Source organism: Gemmatimonadales bacterium (assembly GCA_036500345.1).
Taxonomy (GTDB): Bacteria; Gemmatimonadota; Gemmatimonadetes; order Gemmatimonadales; family GWC2-71-9; genus Palsa-1233.
The window spans coordinates 18,507-39,892 of sequence record DASYCE010000013.1 but is presented as its reverse complement, the minus strand read 5'-3'; the positions used below and the strand labels follow the sequence as shown (position 1 = coordinate 39,892).

The 21,386-nt window shown below is 66.1% G+C and carries 16 protein-coding genes; 4 read left to right on the top strand and 12 right to left on the bottom strand.

Going from position 1 to position 21,386, the window contains the following annotated elements; translation table 11 throughout:
* The first annotated feature begins 39 nt into the window (after positions 1-39).
* Both VGM20_07505 and VGM20_07500 read left to right on the top strand, forming a co-directional pair.
* Positions 40-1,281, top strand: coding sequence for a PQQ-dependent sugar dehydrogenase (locus VGM20_07505; GenBank protein ID HEY4100708.1), 1,242 nt, complete (start codon positions 40-42; stop codon positions 1,279-1,281).
* Between the two features lies 1 nt (position 1,282).
* Entirely contained in the window at positions 1,283-1,855 is a 573-nt protein-coding gene (locus VGM20_07500) for a redoxin domain-containing protein (GenBank protein HEY4100707.1), read from the top strand.
* Here VGM20_07500 and otsB read toward each other — a convergent pair.
* Genes otsB through VGM20_07480 form a run of 4 tightly spaced genes read right to left on the bottom strand, consistent with a single transcriptional unit; the run spans position 1,827 to position 6,857 of the window.
* The gene (gene otsB, locus VGM20_07495) at positions 1,827-2,648 is read right to left on the bottom strand and encodes a trehalose-phosphatase (GenBank protein ID HEY4100706.1); all 822 of its coding nucleotides are present in this window, start codon (positions 2,646-2,648) and stop codon (positions 1,827-1,829) included. The two genes, VGM20_07500 and otsB, sit on opposite strands and share 29 nt — an antisense overlap.
* The gene (locus tag VGM20_07490; GenBank protein HEY4100705.1) at positions 2,645-4,951 is read right to left on the bottom strand and encodes a trehalose-6-phosphate synthase; all 2,307 of its coding nucleotides are present in this window, start codon (positions 4,949-4,951) and stop codon (positions 2,645-2,647) included. The genes otsB and VGM20_07490 overlap by 4 nt, the downstream gene beginning before the upstream one ends.
* Positions 4,952-4,953: 2 nt before the next feature.
* Entirely contained in the window at positions 4,954-6,180 is a 1,227-nt protein-coding gene (locus VGM20_07485; GenBank protein ID HEY4100704.1) for a glycosyltransferase, read from the bottom strand.
* Positions 6,177-6,857, bottom strand: coding sequence for a DUF5752 family protein (locus tag VGM20_07480; protein HEY4100703.1), 681 nt, complete (start codon positions 6,855-6,857; stop codon positions 6,177-6,179). The genes VGM20_07485 and VGM20_07480 overlap by 4 nt, the downstream gene beginning before the upstream one ends.
* A 190-nt stretch (positions 6,858-7,047) precedes the next feature.
* On the opposite strand from VGM20_07480, the gene VGM20_07475 reads away from it, so the two are divergent.
* On the top strand, positions 7,048-9,321 hold the full coding sequence (locus VGM20_07475) for a DPP IV N-terminal domain-containing protein (GenBank protein HEY4100702.1): 2,274 nt from the start codon (positions 7,048-7,050) through the stop codon (positions 9,319-9,321).
* A gap of 4 nt (positions 9,322-9,325) precedes the next feature.
* On the opposite strand, the gene VGM20_07470 is transcribed toward VGM20_07475, so the two are convergent.
* The 5 genes from VGM20_07470 to VGM20_07450 form a co-directional block, all read right to left on the bottom strand.
* On the bottom strand, positions 9,326-10,636 hold the full coding sequence (locus VGM20_07470; protein HEY4100701.1) for a lysophospholipid acyltransferase family protein: 1,311 nt from the start codon (positions 10,634-10,636) through the stop codon (positions 9,326-9,328).
* Between the two features lie 3 nt (positions 10,637-10,639).
* Positions 10,640-11,923, bottom strand: coding sequence for an MFS transporter (locus VGM20_07465; GenBank protein HEY4100700.1), 1,284 nt, complete (start codon positions 11,921-11,923; stop codon positions 10,640-10,642).
* Complete coding sequence (locus VGM20_07460) at positions 11,920-12,501, bottom strand: Yip1 family protein (GenBank protein HEY4100699.1); 582 nt, start codon at positions 12,499-12,501, stop codon at positions 11,920-11,922. The genes VGM20_07465 and VGM20_07460 overlap by 4 nt, the downstream gene beginning before the upstream one ends.
* 90 nt (positions 12,502-12,591) lie before the next feature.
* Positions 12,592-13,476, bottom strand: a complete 885-nt coding sequence (locus VGM20_07455; GenBank protein ID HEY4100698.1) for a DNA-formamidopyrimidine glycosylase family protein — start codon at positions 13,474-13,476, stop codon at positions 12,592-12,594.
* A gap of 13 nt (positions 13,477-13,489) precedes the next feature.
* Entirely contained in the window at positions 13,490-15,940 is a 2,451-nt protein-coding gene (locus VGM20_07450) for a M1 family aminopeptidase (GenBank protein HEY4100697.1), read from the bottom strand.
* A gap of 102 nt (positions 15,941-16,042) precedes the next feature.
* On the opposite strand from VGM20_07450, the gene VGM20_07445 reads away from it, so the two are divergent.
* Positions 16,043-17,335: an NAD(P)/FAD-dependent oxidoreductase gene (locus tag VGM20_07445; protein ID HEY4100696.1), complete on the top strand. Its 1,293-nt coding sequence runs from the start codon at positions 16,043-16,045 to the stop codon at positions 17,333-17,335.
* A gap of 3 nt (positions 17,336-17,338) precedes the next feature.
* Here VGM20_07445 and VGM20_07440 read toward each other — a convergent pair whose 3' ends face one another.
* Genes VGM20_07440 through VGM20_07430 form a run of 3 tightly spaced genes read right to left on the bottom strand, consistent with a single transcriptional unit; the run spans position 17,339 to position 21,362 of the window.
* Positions 17,339-19,171: a hypothetical protein gene (locus VGM20_07440; GenBank protein HEY4100695.1), complete on the bottom strand. Its 1,833-nt coding sequence runs from the start codon at positions 19,169-19,171 to the stop codon at positions 17,339-17,341.
* A 5-nt stretch (positions 19,172-19,176) separates the two neighbouring features.
* On the bottom strand, positions 19,177-20,445 hold the full coding sequence (gene thrC / locus VGM20_07435; GenBank protein ID HEY4100694.1) for a threonine synthase: 1,269 nt from the start codon (positions 20,443-20,445) through the stop codon (positions 19,177-19,179).
* Positions 20,442-21,362 carry a homoserine kinase gene (locus VGM20_07430; protein ID HEY4100693.1) on the bottom strand — a complete coding sequence of 307 codons (921 nt, stop codon included), beginning with the start codon at positions 21,360-21,362 and terminating at the stop codon, positions 20,442-20,444. The genes thrC and VGM20_07430 overlap by 4 nt, the downstream gene beginning before the upstream one ends.
* Between the last annotated feature and the right edge of the window lie 24 nt (positions 21,363-21,386).

Here is a 21,386-nt window from a genome sequence, read left to right as displayed (position 1 = left end):
GCACCGTCTGCGCCTTTACTCCTGACCCGGTTGGGGCCCATGCATCGACGTCTCGCTCTTCTGGTTGTCCCTGTCATCGCGGCCGCCGCCCTCGCCGCCCATCGACCCTCGCCGCCGCCGGCATGCGACGCCAACAACGGCGGCCTGACCCTCCCCAAGGGGTTTTGTGCCACCGTCTTCGCGTCAGTGCCCGGCGTGCGCAACATTGTCGTCGCGCCCAACGGCGACGTCTTTGCCGGAATGCAGCGGCGCCCCGGCGTCACCGCGCTCCGTGATCGCGACCACGATGGCCATTCCGATAGCATGGTGACCTTCGGCGAATCATTCGGCGCGGGGACCGGCGTGGCACTCAGCTCCGACGCGATCTTCTTCTCGCCGAACGACAAGGTGGTACGGTTCTCCTGGCAGCCGGGATCGCTCACGCCGAGCGATGGAGGGACCGCGATCATCACCGGACTCCCGGTCGGCGGGAATCACCCGGCCAAGACGATGGCGCTCGGGAAGGACGGCTCGCTCTTCGTCGATCACGGATCGGCGACGAATTCATGTCAGGAGAAGGACCGCACCGCCCACGTTCCCGGAATCAATCCCTGCAAGGAACGCGACATGCGCGGCGGCGTCTGGCGCTATGACTCGCGGAAACCGGGACAGACGCCCGCAACCGGCGAGCACTGGGGGTTCGGCATGCGCAACGCCGAGGCGCTGGCGATCAATCCGCAGACCGGAGAACTCTGGGCCGCCATTCACGGGCGCGACCAGCTCGGCGACAACTGGGGCTTCTCCAACGAGGACAACGCCGAGAAGCCGGCCGAGGAATTCGGGCCGGTCCCGAAGGGCGCGGACTATGGCTGGCCATACTGCTACTTCGACCCGATCACCAGGAAGAAGGTGCAGGCACCGGAGTATGGCGGCGACGGGATCAAGCAGGGCGATTGCGCCGGCAAGACGCAGCCGGCGATCGGCTTTCCGGGCCACTGGGCGCCAATGATGCTCGCCTTCGTACCGAACGCGAACTTTGGAGCGGAGTACACCGGTGGTGCGTTCCTCGCCTTCCATGGATCATGGAACCGCGCGCCGCTGCCGCAGGCCGGATACCGGCTCGTCTTCATTCCGTTCAAGAGGGGGAAGGCGGTCGGCACCTACTCGACATTCGCGCAGGGTGCGGGGACCGATGCCCGTATAAGTGCGGTGGCGATGGCTCCCGATGGAAGCGCGCTCTACATTGGTTCCGATGGCGCCGGCAAGATCTGGCGCGTAGTTCCCACGAACGCGAGGCAATAGCATGCGCACCACGATTTACACACTGGCAGCTGCAGCACTCCTGATGCCGGCGGGACTCATGGCGCAGCAGATGGCGGCGCCCCCGGCCAACATGCCGAAGGTCGGCGACATGGCGCCGGATTTCTCCCTGACGGCGGCGAATGCGAAGGGAATCGATTCGACACCGCTCAAGCTGTCCAGTCTCAAGGGACAGACCGTGGTGATCGCGTTCTTCCCCAAGCAGCGGAGCAGCGGCTGCACCAAGCAGATGGAGACCTACCGCGACGAGTACGACTCGCTCTTCCACGCGGGCAAGGGAGTCCGCCTTCTCGCCGTGAGTTCGGATCCGCCGGCGGACCTCAATTCGTGGGCGGCCGAAGCGCATTTCCAGTTCACCTTCCTCTCCGACGCAGCCGGCGAAGCGGGCCACGAGTACGGCACCTGGCCTGCCCAGGGAAATTACGAGCGTCGATTTGTCTTCGTGGTCGCACCGAATGGAAAGGTGACCTACGTGTCGGCGTTCAACGTGATCGACCCGATGGCATATGCCGCCCTCGGCCGGGCGATCAACGACGCGATGGCGATGAAGAGCTAGAGCGATCCGCGGCGAGCGCGCTTCGCAGCTCGCCGAGGAGGTCACGGAGCGCGTCGGGATCGGCCAGCCAGTACGAGGCCGCCCCCGGCGCCTGGGCTCCGACACCGACGGCCAGGCCACCGGCAGCAATCACTGCCGCGAAGGCGTGGCCGTCGTTCGCTTCATCTCCCACGTAGATCGGCATTGTCAGCGCGCCGTCGATGTGATCGAGGATGATCTCGACCGCGTTCCCCTTGTTCCATCCGAGTCGCGGCAGGACTTCGAGCGCCATCGGCCCGCCGAGCAGCGAGAGCTGCGGCATCCACGGCGCCAGCGTGGTGTCGACTGCCGCGAGAAAGCGCGGCCTCGCGTCAGCGGCAACACCGCGATAGTGGATGGTGATGCCGACCGGCTTTCGCTCGATCCACGAACCGACCCACTGATCCTGCAGCGATTGCAGCTGCCGCGCGACGGTGTCGATCAGTTCGCCGCATTCCCGTTCGGCCGGGTGGTGCACCCGGCGGCCGAGGAGATCGATCTCCATCCCACCGGTGCCGACATAATAGAGACCCGGGACGCCGACAAAATCCTGCAGCTGCACCAGCATCCGTCCGCTGATCACGCCGACTGCGACCCGCGGAATCGCGGCGAGCGCCGCGAGGAGTTCGCGCCGCGCTGGATCGAGGACGGCGAGGCGCGGGTCGGCCACGATCGGCGTGAGGGTGCCGTCGTAATCGAGGAGGATCACCACGGTGCCGCCGTTGCGATGCACCGTCGCGAGTCGCGCGACGATCTCCTGGCCCGCGCGCGTCATGCGGGGATCGCGGTATCGCGCGACGCCAGCACGGTGGCGGGGAGCGGGTCGATCGCCGCGAGCGCAGTGAGGAGGTTGGCCGCCCAGCGGTAGACGTTGTGCTCCTCGACTTCGCGATGCATCCGCTGCATCCGCTCCCGCCGTTCGGTCGCCGGCATCTCCAGCGCGGCGCGCATCGCGTCGGCGAAGCGATCGATGTCGTAGGGATTGATGATGATGGCGTCACTCAGCTCGCGCGCGGCGCCGGCGAACTCGGAGAGGATCAGCACGCCGTCGTCATGTTCCTGCGCCGCCACGTATTCCTTCGCGACGAGGTTCATCCCGTCGTGCAGTGACGAGACGACGCACATCGACGCCAGCCTGAGGAATGCGTGTACCGTGGCGCCGTCGGCAGGACCGACGAGAAGGTGAATCGGCTTCCAGGTATCGGTCTGCAATGCGCCGTTGATCTCATCGGCCAGCCGTTCGAGCTCCGACACGAGGTCCCGGTACCGGCTGATGTTCGTGCGGCTCGGCGCGCCGATCTGCACGAAGGTGAAGCGCTCGCGGTACTGCGGATAGCGCTCGAAGAAGCAGCGGATGGCGCGAAACCGCTCGGGAAGGCCCTTGGTATAGTCGATCCGGTCGACGCCGACACCGAGCTGCGTGCCGGGGGTGAGATACCGGTCGCGAATGTCGGCGAGAAGAATCTCGGTCGCTTCGGTGGTCGGTGCGCGATCGCGCCAGCTCTCCACGCTGATCGGGAAGGCGCGTACGTGCGCCGTGTGACCGCGCGATTCCACCGCGAAGTGATCGCGGTCGACGCGTGTCTCGAGCATCCGGTCGATCGTGTCGAGGAAGCTGTTGCAGTACTGCTGCAAGTGGAACCCGACCAGGTCGGCGGCGAGGATGCCGCTCAGCAGCTCGGCGCGATACGGGCAGATCCGGAACGAATCGGGATTGGGCCATGGAATGTGCCAGAAGAGCCCGACGCGAACGTCGGGACGCGCCGCCTTCACCATCTGCGGCACCAGTGCGAGCTGATAGTCCTGCACCAGCACCATCCCGCTGCCGGCGCCCATCTCCTCGACCACGGTGTCGGCGAAGCGCTGGTTGACCTTGACGTACTGCTCCCAGTCGCCGGCGCGAAAGACCGGACGTTCGTGCGCGAGATGGCAGAGCGGCCAGAGCCCTTCGTTGGCAAAGCCGTAGTAGTACCCCTGTTCCTCTTCCTCGGTGAGCCACACCCGGCGCAACGTGTAGCGCGGGTCCTTGGGCGGGACCGTAAGACGCCCGAACTGATCGGCCGATTCGCGATCGGCGTCGCCCGACCCATTGGCGACCCAGAGGCCGCCGCAGGCTTGCAGCACCGGATCGAGCGCCGACACGAGGCCGCCGGGCGGCATAGTGACCTGAAGACGTCCGTTCACCTTGCGATGCAGATACGGCTCCCGATTGCTCACCACGATGAGCTGACCGTGCTTCAGCACCGCCACGGCGCGGGTGCGCAACCGGTCGCGGGTCCACGACTGCTCGGCGCGCAGCGCCGCTTCCGACTCGGAGAGACCGACCGATCGCGCAGCGCGCAACGACGCCGCCAGCCGGTTGCTCTCGCTCACCAGCAACGCCACCGGCAGCCCCGGCGGCGGCGATTCGGGGACATTCTCGGTGCGCAGCCGCTGCATCCACTCGGCGAGCTTGTGCAGTTGGCGGTCGTACACGAGCCACGTCGTGGCGACCACCATCATCATCAGCAGCAGCATCAGGAAGAGAATCCAGAGCGCCGACCGGGTCAGCCGTTGCGTCGCGAGGTCGGTGATGTACGACACGTCGTGCACCACGACGAGGACGCCGCGTTCGCCACCGCTTTCGCTTCGCACCGGAATGGCGAAGAGGCGGACCGGCAGCCCCTGCCAGCGCGTCGCGGTCACCGCTTCGTTGTTGTTCCGGAGGCCGGCCCGCAGCGCGGCCGGCAAGGTGTCGGCGAGGCCGCGTACGGCGCGCGCAGATGCAAAGAGCTGCCCGTTGCTGCGATAGACCGCAAAGCCGATGACCTTGCCGAATCCTTCGAGCCGCGGTGCAAGCGCCTGAACCGCCGCTGAATCATGACGCGCCAGCGCTTCGCGCACCGGCGGGATGAGGCCGTTGGCGAGATCGCGGGCACGGCGGTCGACCTCGGCAACATCCTGCGACTTCTGCACCTCGGTCTGGTGCCATTTCAGGATCGTGGCGCAAAGGCCGAACACCACGGCGATGATGACTGCCGCGCGGAACGAGCGACTGGTCTGCGAACGGGCCCGCGGAGGCGCCTGGATTGGACCCATCGTCAGACCACCAGGGTTTCGTTGCCGGGGCGGTCAAGACAGAGCAGCATCTGCAGATCCTCGCGAAGCTGGCGAATCAGGAGAAAGTGTTCGTGGACGAATGCGTGCCCGGCGCGTCCCATCCGCTCGCGCTTGTCGGCGTAGCGCATGAGATACCGGATGCGGTACGCCGCGCCGGCAGGCGAGTAGACGAGGAACCCGGTCTGGTAGTCGTGCACCTGCAGCGTAATCCCTCCGGTCGCACCACCAATGACGGGGACGCCTTTCCAGAGCGCTTCAGTGACCGTGAGGCCAAATCCCTCGCGGATCGACTTCTGCAGCACAATAGTCGCCGACCGCTGCAGTGCGTTGATGTCGCGCGGAGCGTCGGGCGGCAGCATCAGCACCTTGATGTCCGGATCGTTGCCTGCCGCTTCCTGCACTTTCGCGTACACCTCAGGCCCTTCCGGATCATCGTCGGCCGATCCGCCGGCGAGGACAAGCTGCGCCTCGGGGAGATACGGCTTGACGAGCCGGAACGCCTCGATGACGCCGAGGGGATCCTTGAACTTGTCAAAGCGGGAAACCTGCAGCAGCAGCGGCCGGTCGCGATCGATCCCGAGCCGCTCGAGCGTCTCGAGTCGCTCCGGCTCCGTGAGCGGCCGATTCTTCTCCGACAGTGGATCGATCGACGGCGCGATCAGGAAGGCCGGCTTCTCCAGGTGCCGTGCGAACGCGGCCATGGAAAAGACGGTCGCATCGTACTTCGGAAGCGCTCCCTCGAGATGCTTCCAGATCGCCTCGTCGGGACGCGATGCGTCGATGTGACAACGCCAGACCCAGCGCGCCTCATTCGCGGACGCATACACCGGGACGTAGATCGGCTGCGGGTCGTGCACGAAGACCACATCGGCATCGAGGTTGAGGCGCCGGGCATTGTCGCGGCATACCTCGCGATGGAGGTCGAAATCGTGCTTCGACAGCGAGACCGGCATCCCCTGGATGCCATTGTGAAATGCCTTCGTGATACGGGAGAACTCCGGCGGGCCGCTGATCACTTCCCAGCGCGCCTCCACGCCGAGTTCGTTGAGCAGCGGGATCATCCACCCGAGGATTTCTGCGACACCCCCTCCGCTACGTGTCGAGTTGACATGGACCACCCGCTTTCCCTGCAGCCGCTCGGCGAGTTGGCGCAGGTGCAGCACCGCCTGATGCCCCACGACCTCTTCGTACCGGTCGAGCAGCGTCATGCTGCCGCTCCGGTGACGCTCGGCGCATCGGGCATGAACCGGTGGAAGACCCGCTGCAGCTCGTCGCGCAACTGGTGCAGATTGAGAAAGTAGAAGTCGATGCCGCGGATCGACGCCACGATGCCGGGGTCGCTGTCGCACTCCTCGAGCCATTGCGAGAAGTCGTCGGTGCGATTGTCGGAGCGGCGACGCGCTTCGTGCACGTGAAAGAAGATCGAGGCGAGGGAGAAGCTGGGGAGCGCTTCGGCGAGCGCCACCGGCGTGGCGAATGATTCGTCGGTCGGATAGGCGATCAATCGCGACCGCATCAGCTGCAGCTCGAGTCCGGGCCGGCAGACGAGCGGCACCTCCTGGTGGTCGACGCGATCGGTGATCATCGACGCCAGCGACTCCCGCAGCGACGCGATCGAGGCGTGCCGGTACGGGTCGACGAGGCCGAGCTGCTCGCCGAGAACGTGGTCGCCGAGCGAGTCCCAGCACCAGCGGGCGAGGTCGTTGGGAAACTCGTGCAATTCGAAATGATCCTCCAGCACGCAGCGCATCATGTGGTGCTCGATGACGGAGTCCGATTCGGTCTTGACCGCCCGGAGGAGGTCGTCGAGCGTCGAACAGCTCGCGGCGCACCCCTGGCGTGCCAGGCCGCACTCGTACAGCACGAAGGGCTGCCTGCCGGTCATCGCGGGCCTCCAGGTGATAATGGTCTCTGAAACGGGAGACGAGCCGATCGCGGCCCAGGTACACGCATGTCGGTCTGCAACGCGGCTTTACAGCCAGCGGTGCGGGGGATAGTATGGACCCGCCGAGAGATGCCGCGGTTCGCCCGCCGGTCGCTCGATCTTCCATCGTCAACATTCCGGAGCGCAACTGATGAAGCCAGCCAGGTTGGTCGCCGTCTTGGCCGTGATTCCGGTCGTGGCCCACGCCCAGGATCGCCTCAAGGCACTCCCGGGGTACGATCAGTTCCAGAAGATGTCGCCGATGTATCAGGGCGACTTCACCTCCGGCTCTGTCCTCGGCGGTGGCGGGGGGCGAGGCGGACGTGGCGGCGGTGCAGCGCCGGCCGATCCTGTCGTCTGGTCCGCGGACGGGAAGGGCGTCGACTATTCATGGAACGGCAAGCGCTATCACTTCGACTTCGCCGCGACCGTGCCCACCGAGGTCGCCACTGATGCCGCGGCGCCGGCCGATGCCGCGGGCGCCGGTCGTGGGCGAGGCGGGCGCGGCGGCGGTGGTCGTGCGGGCGGGCGGGGCGCGGCCGCCGCGGGCGGTTCTGCAGCACTCGCCCAGTTGCACGACTGCAAAGGTGCGACGGTCCCGCCGCCGGAACGCGGTCGGCAGCAGTCGGTGACACCGTCGCCCGACGGGAACTTCCTGGCCGAGTATCGCGACCGCAACCTGTACGTCTGCGCATCGAATGGCGGCGCGGAATCCGCCGTGAGCAGCGACGGCACCGAAGCGAATCGCGTCAAGTACGGCACCGCCTCGTGGGTCTACGGCGAGGAACTCGCCCAGCGCACCGCGATGTGGTGGAATCCGTCGAGCACCAAGCTCGCCTACTTCCGGTTCGATGAAAGCAAGGTCCCCGACTTCTACATCACGCAGGACGAGACCAAGCTCCAGACCAAGGTCGATGTCGAAGCGTATCCCAAGCCAGGGGTGCCGAATCCGGTCGTCGATCTCTTCGTCTACGACGTCGCCACCAAGCGCAGCGTCCATGTCGATGCGCGCGACGGCAAGCCGTTCACCAATGATGTCGTCGGCTATTACGTGTACGACGTGGCCTGGGCGCCGGGCGGCAGGAATCTCCTGATTCACCGCATGAATCGGCGGCAAAATACCCTCGAGCTCGCCAGCTGCTCGGCCGATACCGGCCAGTGCCGCACCCTCATTCACGAGTCGTGGCCGACCGGATGGGTCGAGAATCATCCCCCGATCCGGTTCCTCGCCGACAGCAACCGCTTCCTCTGGGAATCGGAGCGCAGCGGGTTCAAGAACTACTACCTCTACAATCTCGACGGGCAGCTCCTCGCGACGGTCACGTCGAATCCGTTCGAGGTGGCGGGGATCACGCGCGTCGACGAGAAGTCCAACACGCTGTGGTACACCGCGCGAGACGGCGACAACTTCATGAAGGTCCAGCTGCACAAGGTCGGGCTCGACGGCAAGGGCGACCGGCGCCTCACCGACCCGGCGTTCGCGCATCAGGTCGATCTCTCGCCCGACGGGAAGTACTTCATCGACGTGGCGCAGACGCACGATCAGGCGCCGGTGTCGCGGTTGGTCAGCGTTGCCACCGGAAAACCGGTCGCGGACCTCGGCCGGAGCGACGTGTCGATGATGGACCAGCGCGGCATCCACAAGGCCGAGATGTACACCTATCTCGCGGCCGACGGGAAGACGAAGCTGTACGGCGAGATCTGGTTCCCGTCGAACTTCGATCCGTCGAAGAAGTATCCGGTACTGACGTCGGTGTATGGCGGTCCCGGCGCCGGCAACAACGTCCCCACCGAGAATTTCAGCGGCGGCAACGCGCAGACGGAGTACGGTTTCATCGTCGTCTCGCTGTCGTCGCGCGGGGAGCCGGGAATGGGGAAGCGGACGCTTGACGACGTCTACCTCAAGCTCGGCCAGACCGAGATGGATGACATGGCGAACGGGATCAAGGCGCTCTGGCCGAGGCCCTACATCGACAAGGCCCGCGTCGGGATCTACGGCACGTCGTACGGCGGCTACACATCGCTGATGGAGATTCTCCGGCATCCGGAGGCATTCACCGTCGCATCGTCGTCGTCGCCGCCAACCGACTGGCGCAACTATGACACCATTTATACCGAGCGGTATATGTGGATTCCGGAAGAGAACAAGGAAGGCTACGACAAGGGATCGGCGATGTCGTACGTCGACAACCTGCGCGGCCGGTTGATGCTCGACTATGGCACCATCGACAACAACGTGCACAACACCAACATGATGCAGGTGATCCAGGCGCTGCAGGGAGCGCACAAGAGCTTCGATCTCCAGGTGCAGCCCGACGTCGGCCACTCGGGGGTCAACAATCAGCGCATGATGGAATTCTTCCTGGAGAACCTGATCCAGCACCCGGAGCGGATCCAGGAAGGGTACGCCGCCGCGACGCCGTAACGATTTACCGTTCGGCCCGCTCTCCAAGGGCCACGATCGTTTCCCGAATCTTCCGCCGCTCGGCTTCGAGCCGGCGGAAGGTCCGGGGGCGAACCGACCGCAGCACGATCCCGCGGAGGATCCCCACGCTGCGATCGAGCAATTCGAGAAACCGGAGCGCCGCGTAGCCACACGCCGGTGCGACCAGTCCGGCAACGACTCCCGCGATCCATCCGCCGCGCCAACCCACCAGCACGCCGGCGACGATCCAGCTCAACGGGAAGAGCAGCGCTGCGACGAGAATCTTGGCCGTGCCAAGTGCATCGGTCTCCACCTTCATTCCGCGGGTCAGCAGCGGGCCGATGATCCGATACGCGGGCCAGTGGATCACCATCCCGATCATGGCGATCGGAAACAGCGCAACGATGACCGTGCCTCGCCGCAAGACGTCACCAGCAGGAATTGACGACGAACTGGCAATGCTTTCCGGTGCCAACCTCACTCGCGCCAGTGCCCCGTCGAATCGTTCGAGGCGGCGTTCGAGCTGATCCAGTTCCGCCGGAGCGTCGATCCGAAGGCGCGCGTACCCTCGCACGAAGCGCTGGCGGAGTGCGAATTGATCTGCGAGGTCGTGCGACGGCCGCGGCGCCGGATCACCGGACGAGTAGATCCGTTCCGCCCGAGTCACCAGCTGCAGTGCTGCGTCGTGATCTGCTTGCAACGTGACCAGGGCGAGTGCCGCTTCGAGTGTCGCTGTCAGCTCCCGGACGGCTGTGGCGTCGGGCTCGCCCGACGAATCGGTGATCGTGGCATCGACCCGAATCGGCGCCCCGAAGCGAAGCAGCGCGGAACTTCGGAATCGCGCCTTCGCGGTGTAATAGAGGCCAGCCGGGACGATCGTGACGGGCGCGTTGCCAGCGGCGGCGGCGTCGAGTGCCATTCGTGCCGCGCCGGTCTTGAACGGACGCAGCCGTGCGTCGCTGTGGGAGGTTCCCTCCGGAAAGAGCGCGATCGCCCGGCCGGCGAGCAGTGCGGCGCGCACCTGGTCGAACGTCGCGCGATTCTGCGACATGTCAGCCGCGTCCTGCCGGCGGTAGACCGGAATCGATCCGGCTCGCCGGACCAATCTCCCGACGATCGGCATGTGAAAGAGCGGTTCCTTCGCCAGGAACGAGACCGGCCGCGGGGCGAACGCGAGCACGAAGAGCGGATCGATCAGCGCGTTGGGGTGATTGAGTACGAGGATGACCGGGCCGTCGCGCGGAACCTGCTCGCTACCCGAAACGGCGGTCCGGCGAAAGAAGACACGAACGACGAATCCCGCGGCGCGCTTCATCGGTTACGAATCGCGTCGGAGTCCGCCGGCCATCCAGATGACGCCGCTGACCAGGAATGCAACCGGCAGGATCAGCATCCCCTGGCGGAGTGCTGCGCCGTCGCTCCATCCCGCATGCAGCCGGCGATCGGCGATCCAGCCGACGATCCACGGCGACGGTGCATCACCGAGCAAGTGCATCAGCAGCAGGCTGAGCGCCATCGCGCTGGCTCGTTGCGCCGGGGCGACGACGTTGACGATCGCCGAGTTGATCGGACCCGTCGACGCAAAGGCGAGAAGCTCAGCCACGATCAGTCCGGTGAGATACCACTTCGGTGTGCTGGCGGTGAGCGCGAGATACGCGAACGGCGCCGCAAGGATCGTCACGACGCCGGCCATCAGCAGGTAGGCATGCCTGGTATATCGCAGCAGATAGTCGCCGAGCCACCCGCCCGCCAGCGTGCCGACGAATCCCGTCGCCACCGCGATCAGGCCGATTTCCCGGTCGGCGATCTGTGCGGGAAGCCCACGCATCGCGGTGAGAAAGTCGGCCATCCACCACGCCAGCGCACCGATCGCGAACGTGTACGCGGCGTAGCCGAGCACGGTGAGGCGATATGGAATATTTCGCAGCAGGGTCCGATAGCCGGCGACACCGGGCGACGGCGGGGTATCCGTCGGTTCGTCGAGATCGTGCGCGCCGCGCGGAACCTCCGGCAGCCGCAGCAGGAATGCGGCGAGGATCAGCCCCGGCACTCCCGCAACCCAGAACGCCGACCGCCAGCCAAAATGCGCATTCATCTCTCCGGCGAGGAGATAGCCGAGCGCCGACCCGATCGGGATCGCCGCGAAGAAGATGGAAAAGACGCGGCCCCGTTTCGCCTTCGGGAACGCATCGGCAAGCAGGCTCGGCGTGATCGACCCGTACGCTGCTTCCCCGACGCCGAGAACGGCGCGCGCCACGAAGAGCGAGATGAATCCCCACGCGAATCCGCCGAGGACCGTGGCGGCGCTCCAGATCGCGACACCGAGCGCGATCAGCCGTGGCCGGTGGCGGCGATCACCCAGCGCGCCGAATCGCGGCGATGCCAGCGCATACACCACGATGAACCCGGTCGCGAGCAGGCCGATCTGCGTGCGATCGAGATGCAGCGACGACGCGCGCAGCGACGATGCGATCGCCGGAACGATGTAGCGATCGATGTAGTTGAAGAGGTTGACCAGCGTGAGGAGCACCAGCATGCGCCACGCGGTGGAAGGCGGAGCCGCAATGGTCCGGTCCGCATCCACCGCGTGGCCCAGCGTCACGGCGTCATCGCGGTCATGTATCCGAAGCGCGCGGTGATTGTCCGCATGATCACGAAGATCACGATGGCTGCGATGCAACTGACGATGGTGTAGCCGAGCGCCTTGTCCTCCGGCGCCTTCATCAGCACCGGCAATCCGAGGAAGAGGAGGAAGAGCGAGTAGAGACCCAGGATGCCGAGCGGAGCGAGCGACGGGAGGAGATAGAAGATCCCGCAGAGCCACACCGCGGTCATCGAGTATGCCGCCACCTTGAGCGCCTGCACCCGGTTCTGGGTGCCACCGAACGTCGGCGCCAGCGCATCGATGATGAGCGCCAGGATGAAGACACCCACCAGCGTGCTGACGTACTGCGAGACCGCCCATTCGATTCCGCTCCCGAAGGGAATCCGGAACGATGATCCCAGAATGCTGGTGCCGACGAGAGAGAATCCGATGAGTGTTGCCACCGCCGGAATCGCACCCAGCGGGAGGATGTACGTCGTGTACAGCGAACCCACTGTCGCGGGCTCCGCATCGATCACTCGCCACTCGCTTCGCGGCGTGAGCAGAATCGACTTCACACGATCGGCCAGATTCACTGGTTCCTCCGGGATTGTGATTGGATGTACTGCGATGGGGAGAAGGTATCGCTCGCGCGGGAAGGCGGTAAGGGGCGCGTCCCCGCGGCCTCAGCTCTCCTCGCCGAGGGTTCGCGGCCAGTCTTCGCGGAGGAGCCGTGACATGGCGCGATCGGCGAGGAGGATTCCGCCGGTCTGGCACGTGGGGCAGTAATTCGTCTCGTTGGACGCATACCGGATCCGTTGCACCGGCGTGCCGCAATCGGGGCAGGGAAGCTTGAATCGCCCGTGGACTGCCATTCCGTCCCGAAAGGCGGTGACCTCCTCCGGAAAGAGGTCGCCAGCGTCGCGGCGAAGGCGATCGGTCCATTCGACCAGCGTCGCGCCGGTCGCGTGGTGCAACGTCATCGCCTGCTGGTCCGTCATCCGCGAGGTCAGCAGCAGCGGTGACAGTCTGGCCCGGTGCAGGATTTCATCGGAATAGGCGTTCCCGATTCCGCTGAAGAGTCGTGGATCGGTGAGGGCGCGCTTGAGGGTGTGGTTTTCCGAGCGCAATCGCGCGATGAACGCCGGCGCGTCGAGCGTCAGCGCATCGAGTCCGCCGCGGTCGAACGCCGCAAGGGCTGCCGCGCCGCGCACCAGATGAATCCCGGCGCGCCGGGTCGTCCCCGCTTCGGTGAGGTAGAGGGTGCCACCGGCAAAGGTCCACGCGGCGAGCGCCAGCTTCCCCGCGATCCGCTTTCCGGGCAGTCTCCATCGCAGGCGGCCCGCGATCATCAGGTGAATCACTGCGTACCGGTCGCCCTCGAAGCCGAGGACGATCTGCTTGCCGATCCGCGCGGTCGATTCCAGCTGCGCGCCGATCAACTCGGACGGAGCCGGGTCAACCGAGCGAAGGACGAAGGGGTTGTACAGCTCGAACCGTTCCAGTACCTCGCCTCCGGCCACGCGGTCGATCTGTTCGAGATAGACCGTGATGTCGGGAAGTTCTGGCACGGGCGACCGGCCGCTACTTCTGCAGCGTTGCGATCAGCGCGACCACTTGCGCGCGAGTGTCGGCGTACGTCAGCGTCGGGAGCGCTCCCTGCAATCGCTGCAATGCGACCGCCTTGTTGACTCGCGGCATGGTATTCTCGAAGGCGCTGACCGTCCACCGGCGCACGGCGGTCCGCTTGTCGTTGAGGTGCGCCGTGACGAGATCGAGCGCGTGCGTGTTGCCTCGCGCGCCGAGCACCGCGAGCACATGCACCGGCGTCTCTTCATGGCCGCTGAGCGCGTCCACCGCGGCAATCAGTGAGGTGTCGTTGGTCTGTGCCACCCCTTGCAACGCCGCGTCATCGATGGCGTCGCGGTACGATGGCGTGCCGAGTGCCGTGGCGAGCGCATCGTGCGCATGGCCCGGATCGACGTGCACCAGCGTGGCGACGGCGGCGGCCCGCACCTGATCGCTGGCGTCGTGCGTGAACGCCGACCGCGCCAGCGTCGCGACCGACTCCCCGCCTGCGCTGCCCGCCGCCCGGATCGCCGCAACGCGAACCGCCGCAGACGTGTCGTGTGATGCTTCCGCGATCGCAGCGGCGGCGGCGGGGCCGGGAACATCCGCCAACGCGCCGACCGCCTGGACTCGCGTCAGGTAATAGTCACTTCCGGTGGCCGCCTGCGTCAGCGCAGCGACCGCACCGGCGTCCTCGCGATGCAGGCCAAGCTGCCCGATCGCCCATTGCCGATCCCAGAGATCGGGATCGAGCCGAAGCTCATTGGCGAGCCACGACACCGGCTGATCGAACGACAGCTCCTTCACCATCCGGTTTCCGTCATCGAAGAGGACCATCGTCGGCGCGCTTCGGACGCCCCGGATGACGACCTGCTGCTCGCGTCCCGCGATCTGCACTCGCTGCGTCACTTCGCCGCCGGCGAACGCGACCCGGATGTCGACCGGCATCTCGAACGCTTGTGGCGTGTTGAAGATCCGGCCGGTGCTGTCGACGTGGAATGAATCGACCTGCGTCTGCTTGATGGCGAGGGCCACGGTCGCGCGCGACGAATCGTACGACGCACTCACGGTGATGTGCGGCATCCCCGCACCGTAGACCCACTCCGACCAGAACCAGTCAAGATTCTCTCCGGTTGCCGTGAGGACCGCCTGGCGCAGGTCATCCGACGTCGCGTTGCCGAGGGCGTGCTCCGTCAGGTAGGTGTGGATCGATGCCCAGAAGCGCTCGGCGCCGAGATATTCCTTGAGCATCTCGAGTACCAGTGCACCCTTGGGATAGATGTTGTTCGACCCGAGTGACGCCAGCGGCATCGACCGCTGGTGCTCGGTCTGCTCGAACTGCCGGTATTCATCGGCGTAGTAATCCTCCTCGGCATGTGCGCCAAGCTTGCTCCCCCAGTATTGGCCCGGCATGAACTCGGCGAACCCCTCGTTGAGCCACATGTTGGCCCAGTTCTCGGTGGTGACGTAGTCGCCGAACCACTGATGCGCGAGTTCGTGCGGAATGAGGATGTACTGGTACCACGGCCGGTCGACGTAATCGCGGGCAGCGGGGAGCCAGTCGACCAGCGTCGTGGCACTGACGTTCTCCATCCCGCCAAAGAAGTCGGCGACGGTCGTCTGGGCATACTTCGCCCACGGGTACCGGATGCCGGTGAGACGCGAATACGTATCGATCATGTCCGGCGTGACGTGAAAGAGCTGCCACGCGCGGGTGCTGTCCTCGTGATAGGTGTAGTAGTCGACCGGTACCCCGTTCCACCGGTCGTGCACGACGGCAAGCGGTGCGACGACGAGTGACACGAGGTACGTCGCCGACGGTGACTCCTGGCTCCAGGTCATGGTGCGGGTCGCTCCCGACACCACGTTCGAGACCAGCCGCCCATTGGAAACGGCCAGGTCCGCGATGGGCACCGTCGCGCTCAACTCCCACGTCATCTTGTCGTTGGGAAAGTCGTAGGTGGGGAACCAGTCATGGTTGTTGTGGTCCTCCCCCTGACTCCAGATCTGGTCGGGGCGATGTTCCTGGCCATCGTTCGTGATGAACGTCAACCCGTCCCCGTTCTTGATCGTCCCGTGATATGCGATGGTGAAGACCAGCGTGTCGCCGAATGGGAGCGGCCGTCGCGGCTTCACGACGACCGTGTCGCCGGCGCGCGTGGTCACGAGTGCGGCGCCGCTGCGATCGGTGACGGTGGTATTGCGGAGAAGCGCGCCCTCGTCGAGGATGATCGAGTCGAGCGCGGGGCGCCTTGCGATCAGCGTCGTGGTCACCGTTCCCTCGAATGACAACGCGGTCCAGTCGAAATGCGACACTGCAATGCGCTGATGGACCAGGTCGTAGTCGTGCGATCGCGTGTAATGGTCGTTGGCCATCAACGCCTGGTTTGATTGCGGCGCCTGTGCCCACGCGCTGATCGGAACGACCAGCACCAATACTGCCCGGAGGAACCACGAGTTGCGCATCTTGACCTCGCTGGAAAACTGAGCCCCACTGGAACCTATGCTACTCGTCGTGCCAGTGACGGCGTACTGGACGTCTGAGAGACAACCTGTCGCGGCGGAATCATGTCGAGCGATATCATCATTCTTGGTGCTGGTCTTTCCGGACTCGCGGCGGCGGCACGTCTCGGGGAGGCCGGCATGGCCGTGACGATTGTCGAAGCCCGTGACCGGATCGGAGGCCGTGCATGGCCGGTGCGGTCTGAGGGGGTGCCGATCGAACTCGGACCGGAATGGCTCGACCACGATGGACCGGTCCACCAGCTGCTGCGAAAGGCCGGCGCCGACGTGGCGCAGTCCCCGGGGGAGTTTGTCCGGCGCGAAGGAGCGGCGCTGGTCCCGATCGACTGGGATCGGGAGGAGGCTGTTTCCCTCCGATCGAAGCTCCGGCCGCCGGTCGCCGGTGACATCTCGCTTCGCGCGGCGCTCGATGCCTGTTGCGCCGATGACAAGTTCGAACGCGAGCGCAATGACCTCCTCGGTTACGTCCAGGGTTTTCACGCAGCCGATCCGGAACGACTGAGCCTCCGATGGTTTCTCGAAGTGGAAGCGAACGAACCCGCGGGCGCCGCGTCATGTCGGGCACCCGGCGGACTCGGTGCTCTCATTGATGCGATGCGCCGGTCGCTCGCGCCGGATACCGACCTGCGACTGGAGTCACTGGCGCTTGCCGTCCGGTGGCAGCGAGGGGATGTCGACCTCGACCTGTCGCACCACGGTCGCGTCGAGACGGTCAGCGCGCCGATCCTCCTCGTCACGATCCCGATTTCGCTCCTCGCGGTACCCGCAGACTTGCACGGCGCCGTCAACTTCTCGCCCGCACTCACCATGAAGCGCCATGCCTTCGACACGCTTCAGATGGGACCGGTGACGAAACTCCTCCTCCAGTTCGATCGCCCGATCTGGCGTGAGGTCCCCGAGCTGCGCGATGCGCTGTTCTTCCAGGATTACACCCAGTCGATTCCGACCTGGTGGACACCGGCGGACGAGGAGTCGCCGGTCATTACCGGCTGGATCGGCGGTCCGCCATCGACGCACGCAGCGGTGCGCGGTGCGGACGTTCTCCGTGAGGATGCCATGATCTCATTGGCGCACGCACTCGGCCGGCCGGTGAACCAGGTGCGAGAACGCCTCCGCACCTGGCACTACCACGACTGGATCAGTGACCCGCTCAGTCGCGGCGCATACAGCTGGGTGGCGGTGGACGGTCTGGATGCGCACGGGATTCTCGCCGCTCCGCTGGACGACACGCTCTTCTTCGCGGGCGAGGCGACATGTGGTGAAGGGTCGAACGCCACGATGGATGGAGCAATTCAATCGGGGTGGCGCGCCGCGCAGGAAGTACTCGACTCGCGCTGACCGCTACTTCGGCAACCGGTGCAGTTCGAGATCGAAGACCGGCGTCGGCGGCTCGCCGGGATACATCTGATCAAATCGCCCTCGGACATGCTGCCCGCCGGCGACCGTTCCCTCCACCGCGTGCACCACCGCAAGCGCCTGCAGGTGCGTGATCGACGGGTCGTGCGCATCGGCGGCGAGGGTCCATCCGATGATCAGCGGCCCACTCGCTTCGATCGACCACTGCGGGCCGTTCACCACGACACCGTCGGGTGCCACGACGCGCGGATCGGGCATTCCCGTCAGCCAGTGTCCGGCCCGCGCCGCGGGAGAGTTGCGCGGGGCAAGTCGGACCGATGCCGGCGGCGCGCGCAAGGTGATGTCGATCACCGCCTGGTAGCGGGGACCGATCGCCTGCTCCAGTGCGACCCGATCGATGGCGGTGTGGATCACCAGTCGCTGCGCGTCGGCACGCACGGTGACCGGCGTCGGCATCGCTGGAGCGTCAGGGGGCACCAGCGGATAGATGAATGACACTCCCGCACGCACTCGTGCCGCGTCGCGCTGGTCACCGACGATTTGCCGCCACGCGTCGGGCCACGGACCGGCAGGCGGGGCCGCAATTGCCGGGGGAACCATCGTCAACCCGCGCTCGCCCAGCGCCCCGCGGACCACGGTCCGGTACAGCTCCGCCACCTGCGCCACGTGCGCTTCGGCAACCTGCTCGGGAACGCCGTCCATCCACCGCGGGCCGAGCCCGATATTGTGATCGGTCACCGTCGCAGCGGCGAGCAGCAACTCCCGTGACGACGCCGGCGTGAGCGCAGCGATCGCTTTCCGCAACCTCCAGCTCCACACCGGTTCGCTCGCTCGCAGCAGGTCCCAGTCACCGCCCCACTCGCCACGGCGCACCGCAAGCTGTGATCCCACGCGCGCCTCGAGATCGTGGAAGTACTGCTCGGGCGTGGTGATCACCAGCCGCGGAACGCCGCGCCGTCGATTCCACCGCACTGCCGCGGCGTCGAGCGTTGCTGCGCAATCGGGACTGCCATTGTCCGATGAATGCTGGATGATTCCGAACGGCTCGTGGCCTGCCCACGCCGAGAGCTGGCGCGCCACACCGAGGGTGAGGATGCTGTCATCACTCAGGCTTGCCGGGAACTCCTGCGGGTCGAGATGGCGAATGCAGTCGGGCGGGAGGAGCCAGTTGGTGAGCGCGTCGCCATACCCCTTCGGATCGATCGCCACCAGGACACGGTTGCCCCGCGACGATTCCCAATAGAACGGGTCCCGCGTCATGGCAGCCGGCAATGGCGGCGTGAAGTTGAAGTTCGGACCCATCAGCAGGTAATGAATGCCGTGGGTCGCGAGCGCGTCGATCATCGCCTCCGGAATCGCCGGCACGTCATTGATCACCGCGACGCTGGGGCGGACGCCGAGTTCCTGCTGCACGCGGTCGAGATGCATGGTGAGGAGATGCAGGGCGGCGGGAAACGCCGCCGCATGCGGCGAGAGCAACGTGGCGCCGATGCCGATCCGGTGGTGCACCACGAGATCGCGCAACCGGGCGATCCGCGCCGGGTCGTGGTGATACTGGTCGAGCCACGCTTCGACCGACCAGCCTCCCTCTTCGAACCAGACAAAATGCGGATCGCGTGTGGCGAGGTCGATCGCGCGATCGAGGATCGCGATCCGCTCGCGCCGCACATCGTTGATCGGCGCCGTGAACCCGATGTCGAGATGCGAACCCGGGATGATGAAGACGGTGTCGAGCGTCGCGGCGATGCGGCGTTGCGCGGATGCGCCGTGTACCAGCGTCGTTGCCAGCGCGAGGAGTATCCACCGGCCTCGACGCAAACTCGCTACCCTCCGCGCACCATCGCGTCGAGCGCCTCGCCGATTGCGCCGACCGTCGCCGCAACGCGAACCGGCGGATTGGCACCGTCGAACTGCCCGGCGCCGTCTTCGTGAATCCGCTGCAGGATGCCGGTGTCCTTGAGAATGTGGCCGGTGAGCACCGCAACAACCCGCTCGTTCGCGCCGATCGTCCCGTTGGCGCGCAGCTGCCGCACGCCGGCAACCGACGCCGCGCTCCCCGGTTCGCATCCCACGCCGGCACGATCGATCGCGATCTTCGCCGCGACGATCTCCGCATCCGTCACGCTGGCAACGACACCGTTCGTCGACCGGATCGCTGCCACCGCGCGCTGATACGATGCCGGCGCCCCGATCTTGATGGCGCTCGCCACCGTCTCGGCGTGCACCGGGATCAGTTGATCGAAGCCACGGGCGAACGCGTGCGCGAACGGCGCAGCCCCTGCCGCCTGGATCGCCGCGATCCGTGGCTTGCGATCGATCAGCCCCCACGCGAACGCTTCCTCGATCGCCTTGCCGAACGCCGACGTGTTGCCAAGGTTGCCGGCGGGCAGTGCGATCCAGTCGGGAGGATCCCACCGGAGCTGCTGCAGCAGCTCGAAGACGATCGTCTTCTGCCCTTCGAGGCGGTATGGATTGATCGAGTTGAGGAGATAAACGCCGAGCGATTCGCTCGCCTCCTGCATCAGCGCCAGGCAGCGGTCGAAATCGCCCTCGATCAACAGCGTCCGCGCGCCGTACGCGAGCGCCTGTGTCAGCTTGCCGAGCGCCACCTGTCCGTCCGGCACCAGGACCAGTGCAGCGAGCCCGGCGTGTGCGGCGTACGATGCCATCGACGCCGACGTGTTGCCGGTCGATGCACAGCCGACGATTCGCGCACCGATCCGCTTCGCCTGCGTGACACCGACCGTCATCCCGCGATCCTTGAATGAACCGGTCGGGTTGTGCCCCTCGTGCTTGAGGTGCAGGCGCTCCACGCCGGTCCAGCGGGAGATGTCGCCGCGCTCGAGCAGTGGCGTGTTCCCCTCCGGGTGCGACACCGCACCCTGCACACCAGTCGGCATGATCAATTCACCGAAGCGCCACACCCCCGACGACGACCCATTGGCGTCGAGCCGCGCCCGGAGCCCGTCGATCTCGACACGATGCACCACGGCAAGGAGGCCGCGACACACTGGACATCGTTCGGCGCGTTCCAGCTCGCCGATTTCATGTCCGCAATCATCACACCGCTGCCAGGACACTGCGTTGGTCATCCATTCCTCGTGCCGTTCATGTCCACCTTCTCCACTCGTGCCGTCGCGTCCACGCCGGCTCGCTGATATGCTGCAACCATCGCGTCGCCGACGCGCCGGCCAGTCTCGTCATCATCCACCAGCGCAAAGACCGTCGGCCCGGCGCCGCTGATCGAACAGCCCAGGGCACCTGCTTCGCGCGACGCCTGCTTGGCATCGTCAAAACCGGGCAGGAGATGACGGCGCGCCGGCTCGGCAATCCGATCGTCGATGCTCCGCCCGAGAAGAGCCAAGTCACCGAGGTACGCCGCAGCAACCATCGCCGCGATGTTGGCTGCCTGCGTGAGGGCGATCTCCCGTGTGATCATCTCGGGAAGCGCTGCGCGCGCGGTGCTGGTGCGAAGCTGCTGCGCCGGATGGACCAGGACGATGCGCAACTGCGGCGGGACCGGAAGCTGCACCAGGTCAATCGGGTCGAGCGACCTGATCAGGATCAACCCACCGAGCAGCGCCGGTGCAAGGTTGTCGGCGTGGTGACCCGCGACCGTCGATTCGGCTTCGAGTCCGCATTCGAGCAGGGAAATGGTGTCGAGCTTCGCGTCGCAGAGGTGATTTGCCGCCACCGCCCCGGCGATCGCCGACGCCGCGCTGCCGCCCTGCCCGCCGGAGAGTGGCAATCCCTTTTCGACCACCATGTCGACGCCATCGTTGAAACGTGCGCGCCTGAAGACCGCCGCCGCGGCAATGGCGCTCGAATGACGCGCGGGATCGGTCGGCAGATCGGGATGTCCCGCGGCGACGACTGTGATCCCCGTCCCGCTGCGGCGGGTCAGTGTGACACGGTCGCCGAGCCCCGCCACCGCGAGCCCGACAATGTCGATCCCGGGCCCCACGTTGCCGATGGAGCCCGGTGCACACGCCGTTGCGGTCTGATGCATCGGCGCAACCTGTCAAATGCTCCG

What these genes read in the sequence shown, in the direction of transcription:
- VGM20_07450 (HEY4100697.1), bottom strand. Translation starts at nt 15,940, where the DNA reads ATGCGCAACTCGTGGTTCCTCCGGGCAGTATTGGTGCTGGTCGTTCCG.
- VGM20_07470 (HEY4100701.1), bottom strand. Translation starts at nt 10,636, where the DNA reads ATGAAGCGCGCCGCGGGATTCGTCGTTCGTGTCTTCTTTCGCCGGACC.
- VGM20_07500 (HEY4100707.1), top strand. Translation starts at nt 1,283, where the DNA reads ATGCGCACCACGATTTACACACTGGCAGCTGCAGCACTCCTGATGCCG.
- VGM20_07490 (HEY4100705.1), bottom strand. Translation starts at nt 4,951, where the DNA reads ATGGGTCCAATCCAGGCGCCTCCGCGGGCCCGTTCGCAGACCAGTCGC.
- otsB (HEY4100706.1), bottom strand. Translation starts at nt 2,648, where the DNA reads ATGACGCGCGCGGGCCAGGAGATCGTCGCGCGACTCGCGACGGTGCAT.
- VGM20_07480 (HEY4100703.1), bottom strand. Translation starts at nt 6,857, where the DNA reads ATGACCGGCAGGCAGCCCTTCGTGCTGTACGAGTGCGGCCTGGCACGC.
- VGM20_07505 (HEY4100708.1), top strand. Translation starts at nt 40, where the DNA reads ATGCATCGACGTCTCGCTCTTCTGGTTGTCCCTGTCATCGCGGCCGCC.
- VGM20_07475 (HEY4100702.1), top strand. Translation starts at nt 7,048, where the DNA reads ATGAAGCCAGCCAGGTTGGTCGCCGTCTTGGCCGTGATTCCGGTCGTG.
- thrC (HEY4100694.1), bottom strand. Translation starts at nt 20,445, where the DNA reads ATGACCAACGCAGTGTCCTGGCAGCGGTGTGATGATTGCGGACATGAA.
- VGM20_07430 (HEY4100693.1), bottom strand. Translation starts at nt 21,362, where the DNA reads ATGCATCAGACCGCAACGGCGTGTGCACCGGGCTCCATCGGCAACGTG.
- VGM20_07485 (HEY4100704.1), bottom strand. Translation starts at nt 6,180, where the DNA reads ATGACGCTGCTCGACCGGTACGAAGAGGTCGTGGGGCATCAGGCGGTG.
- VGM20_07445 (HEY4100696.1), top strand. Translation starts at nt 16,043, where the DNA reads ATGTCGAGCGATATCATCATTCTTGGTGCTGGTCTTTCCGGACTCGCG.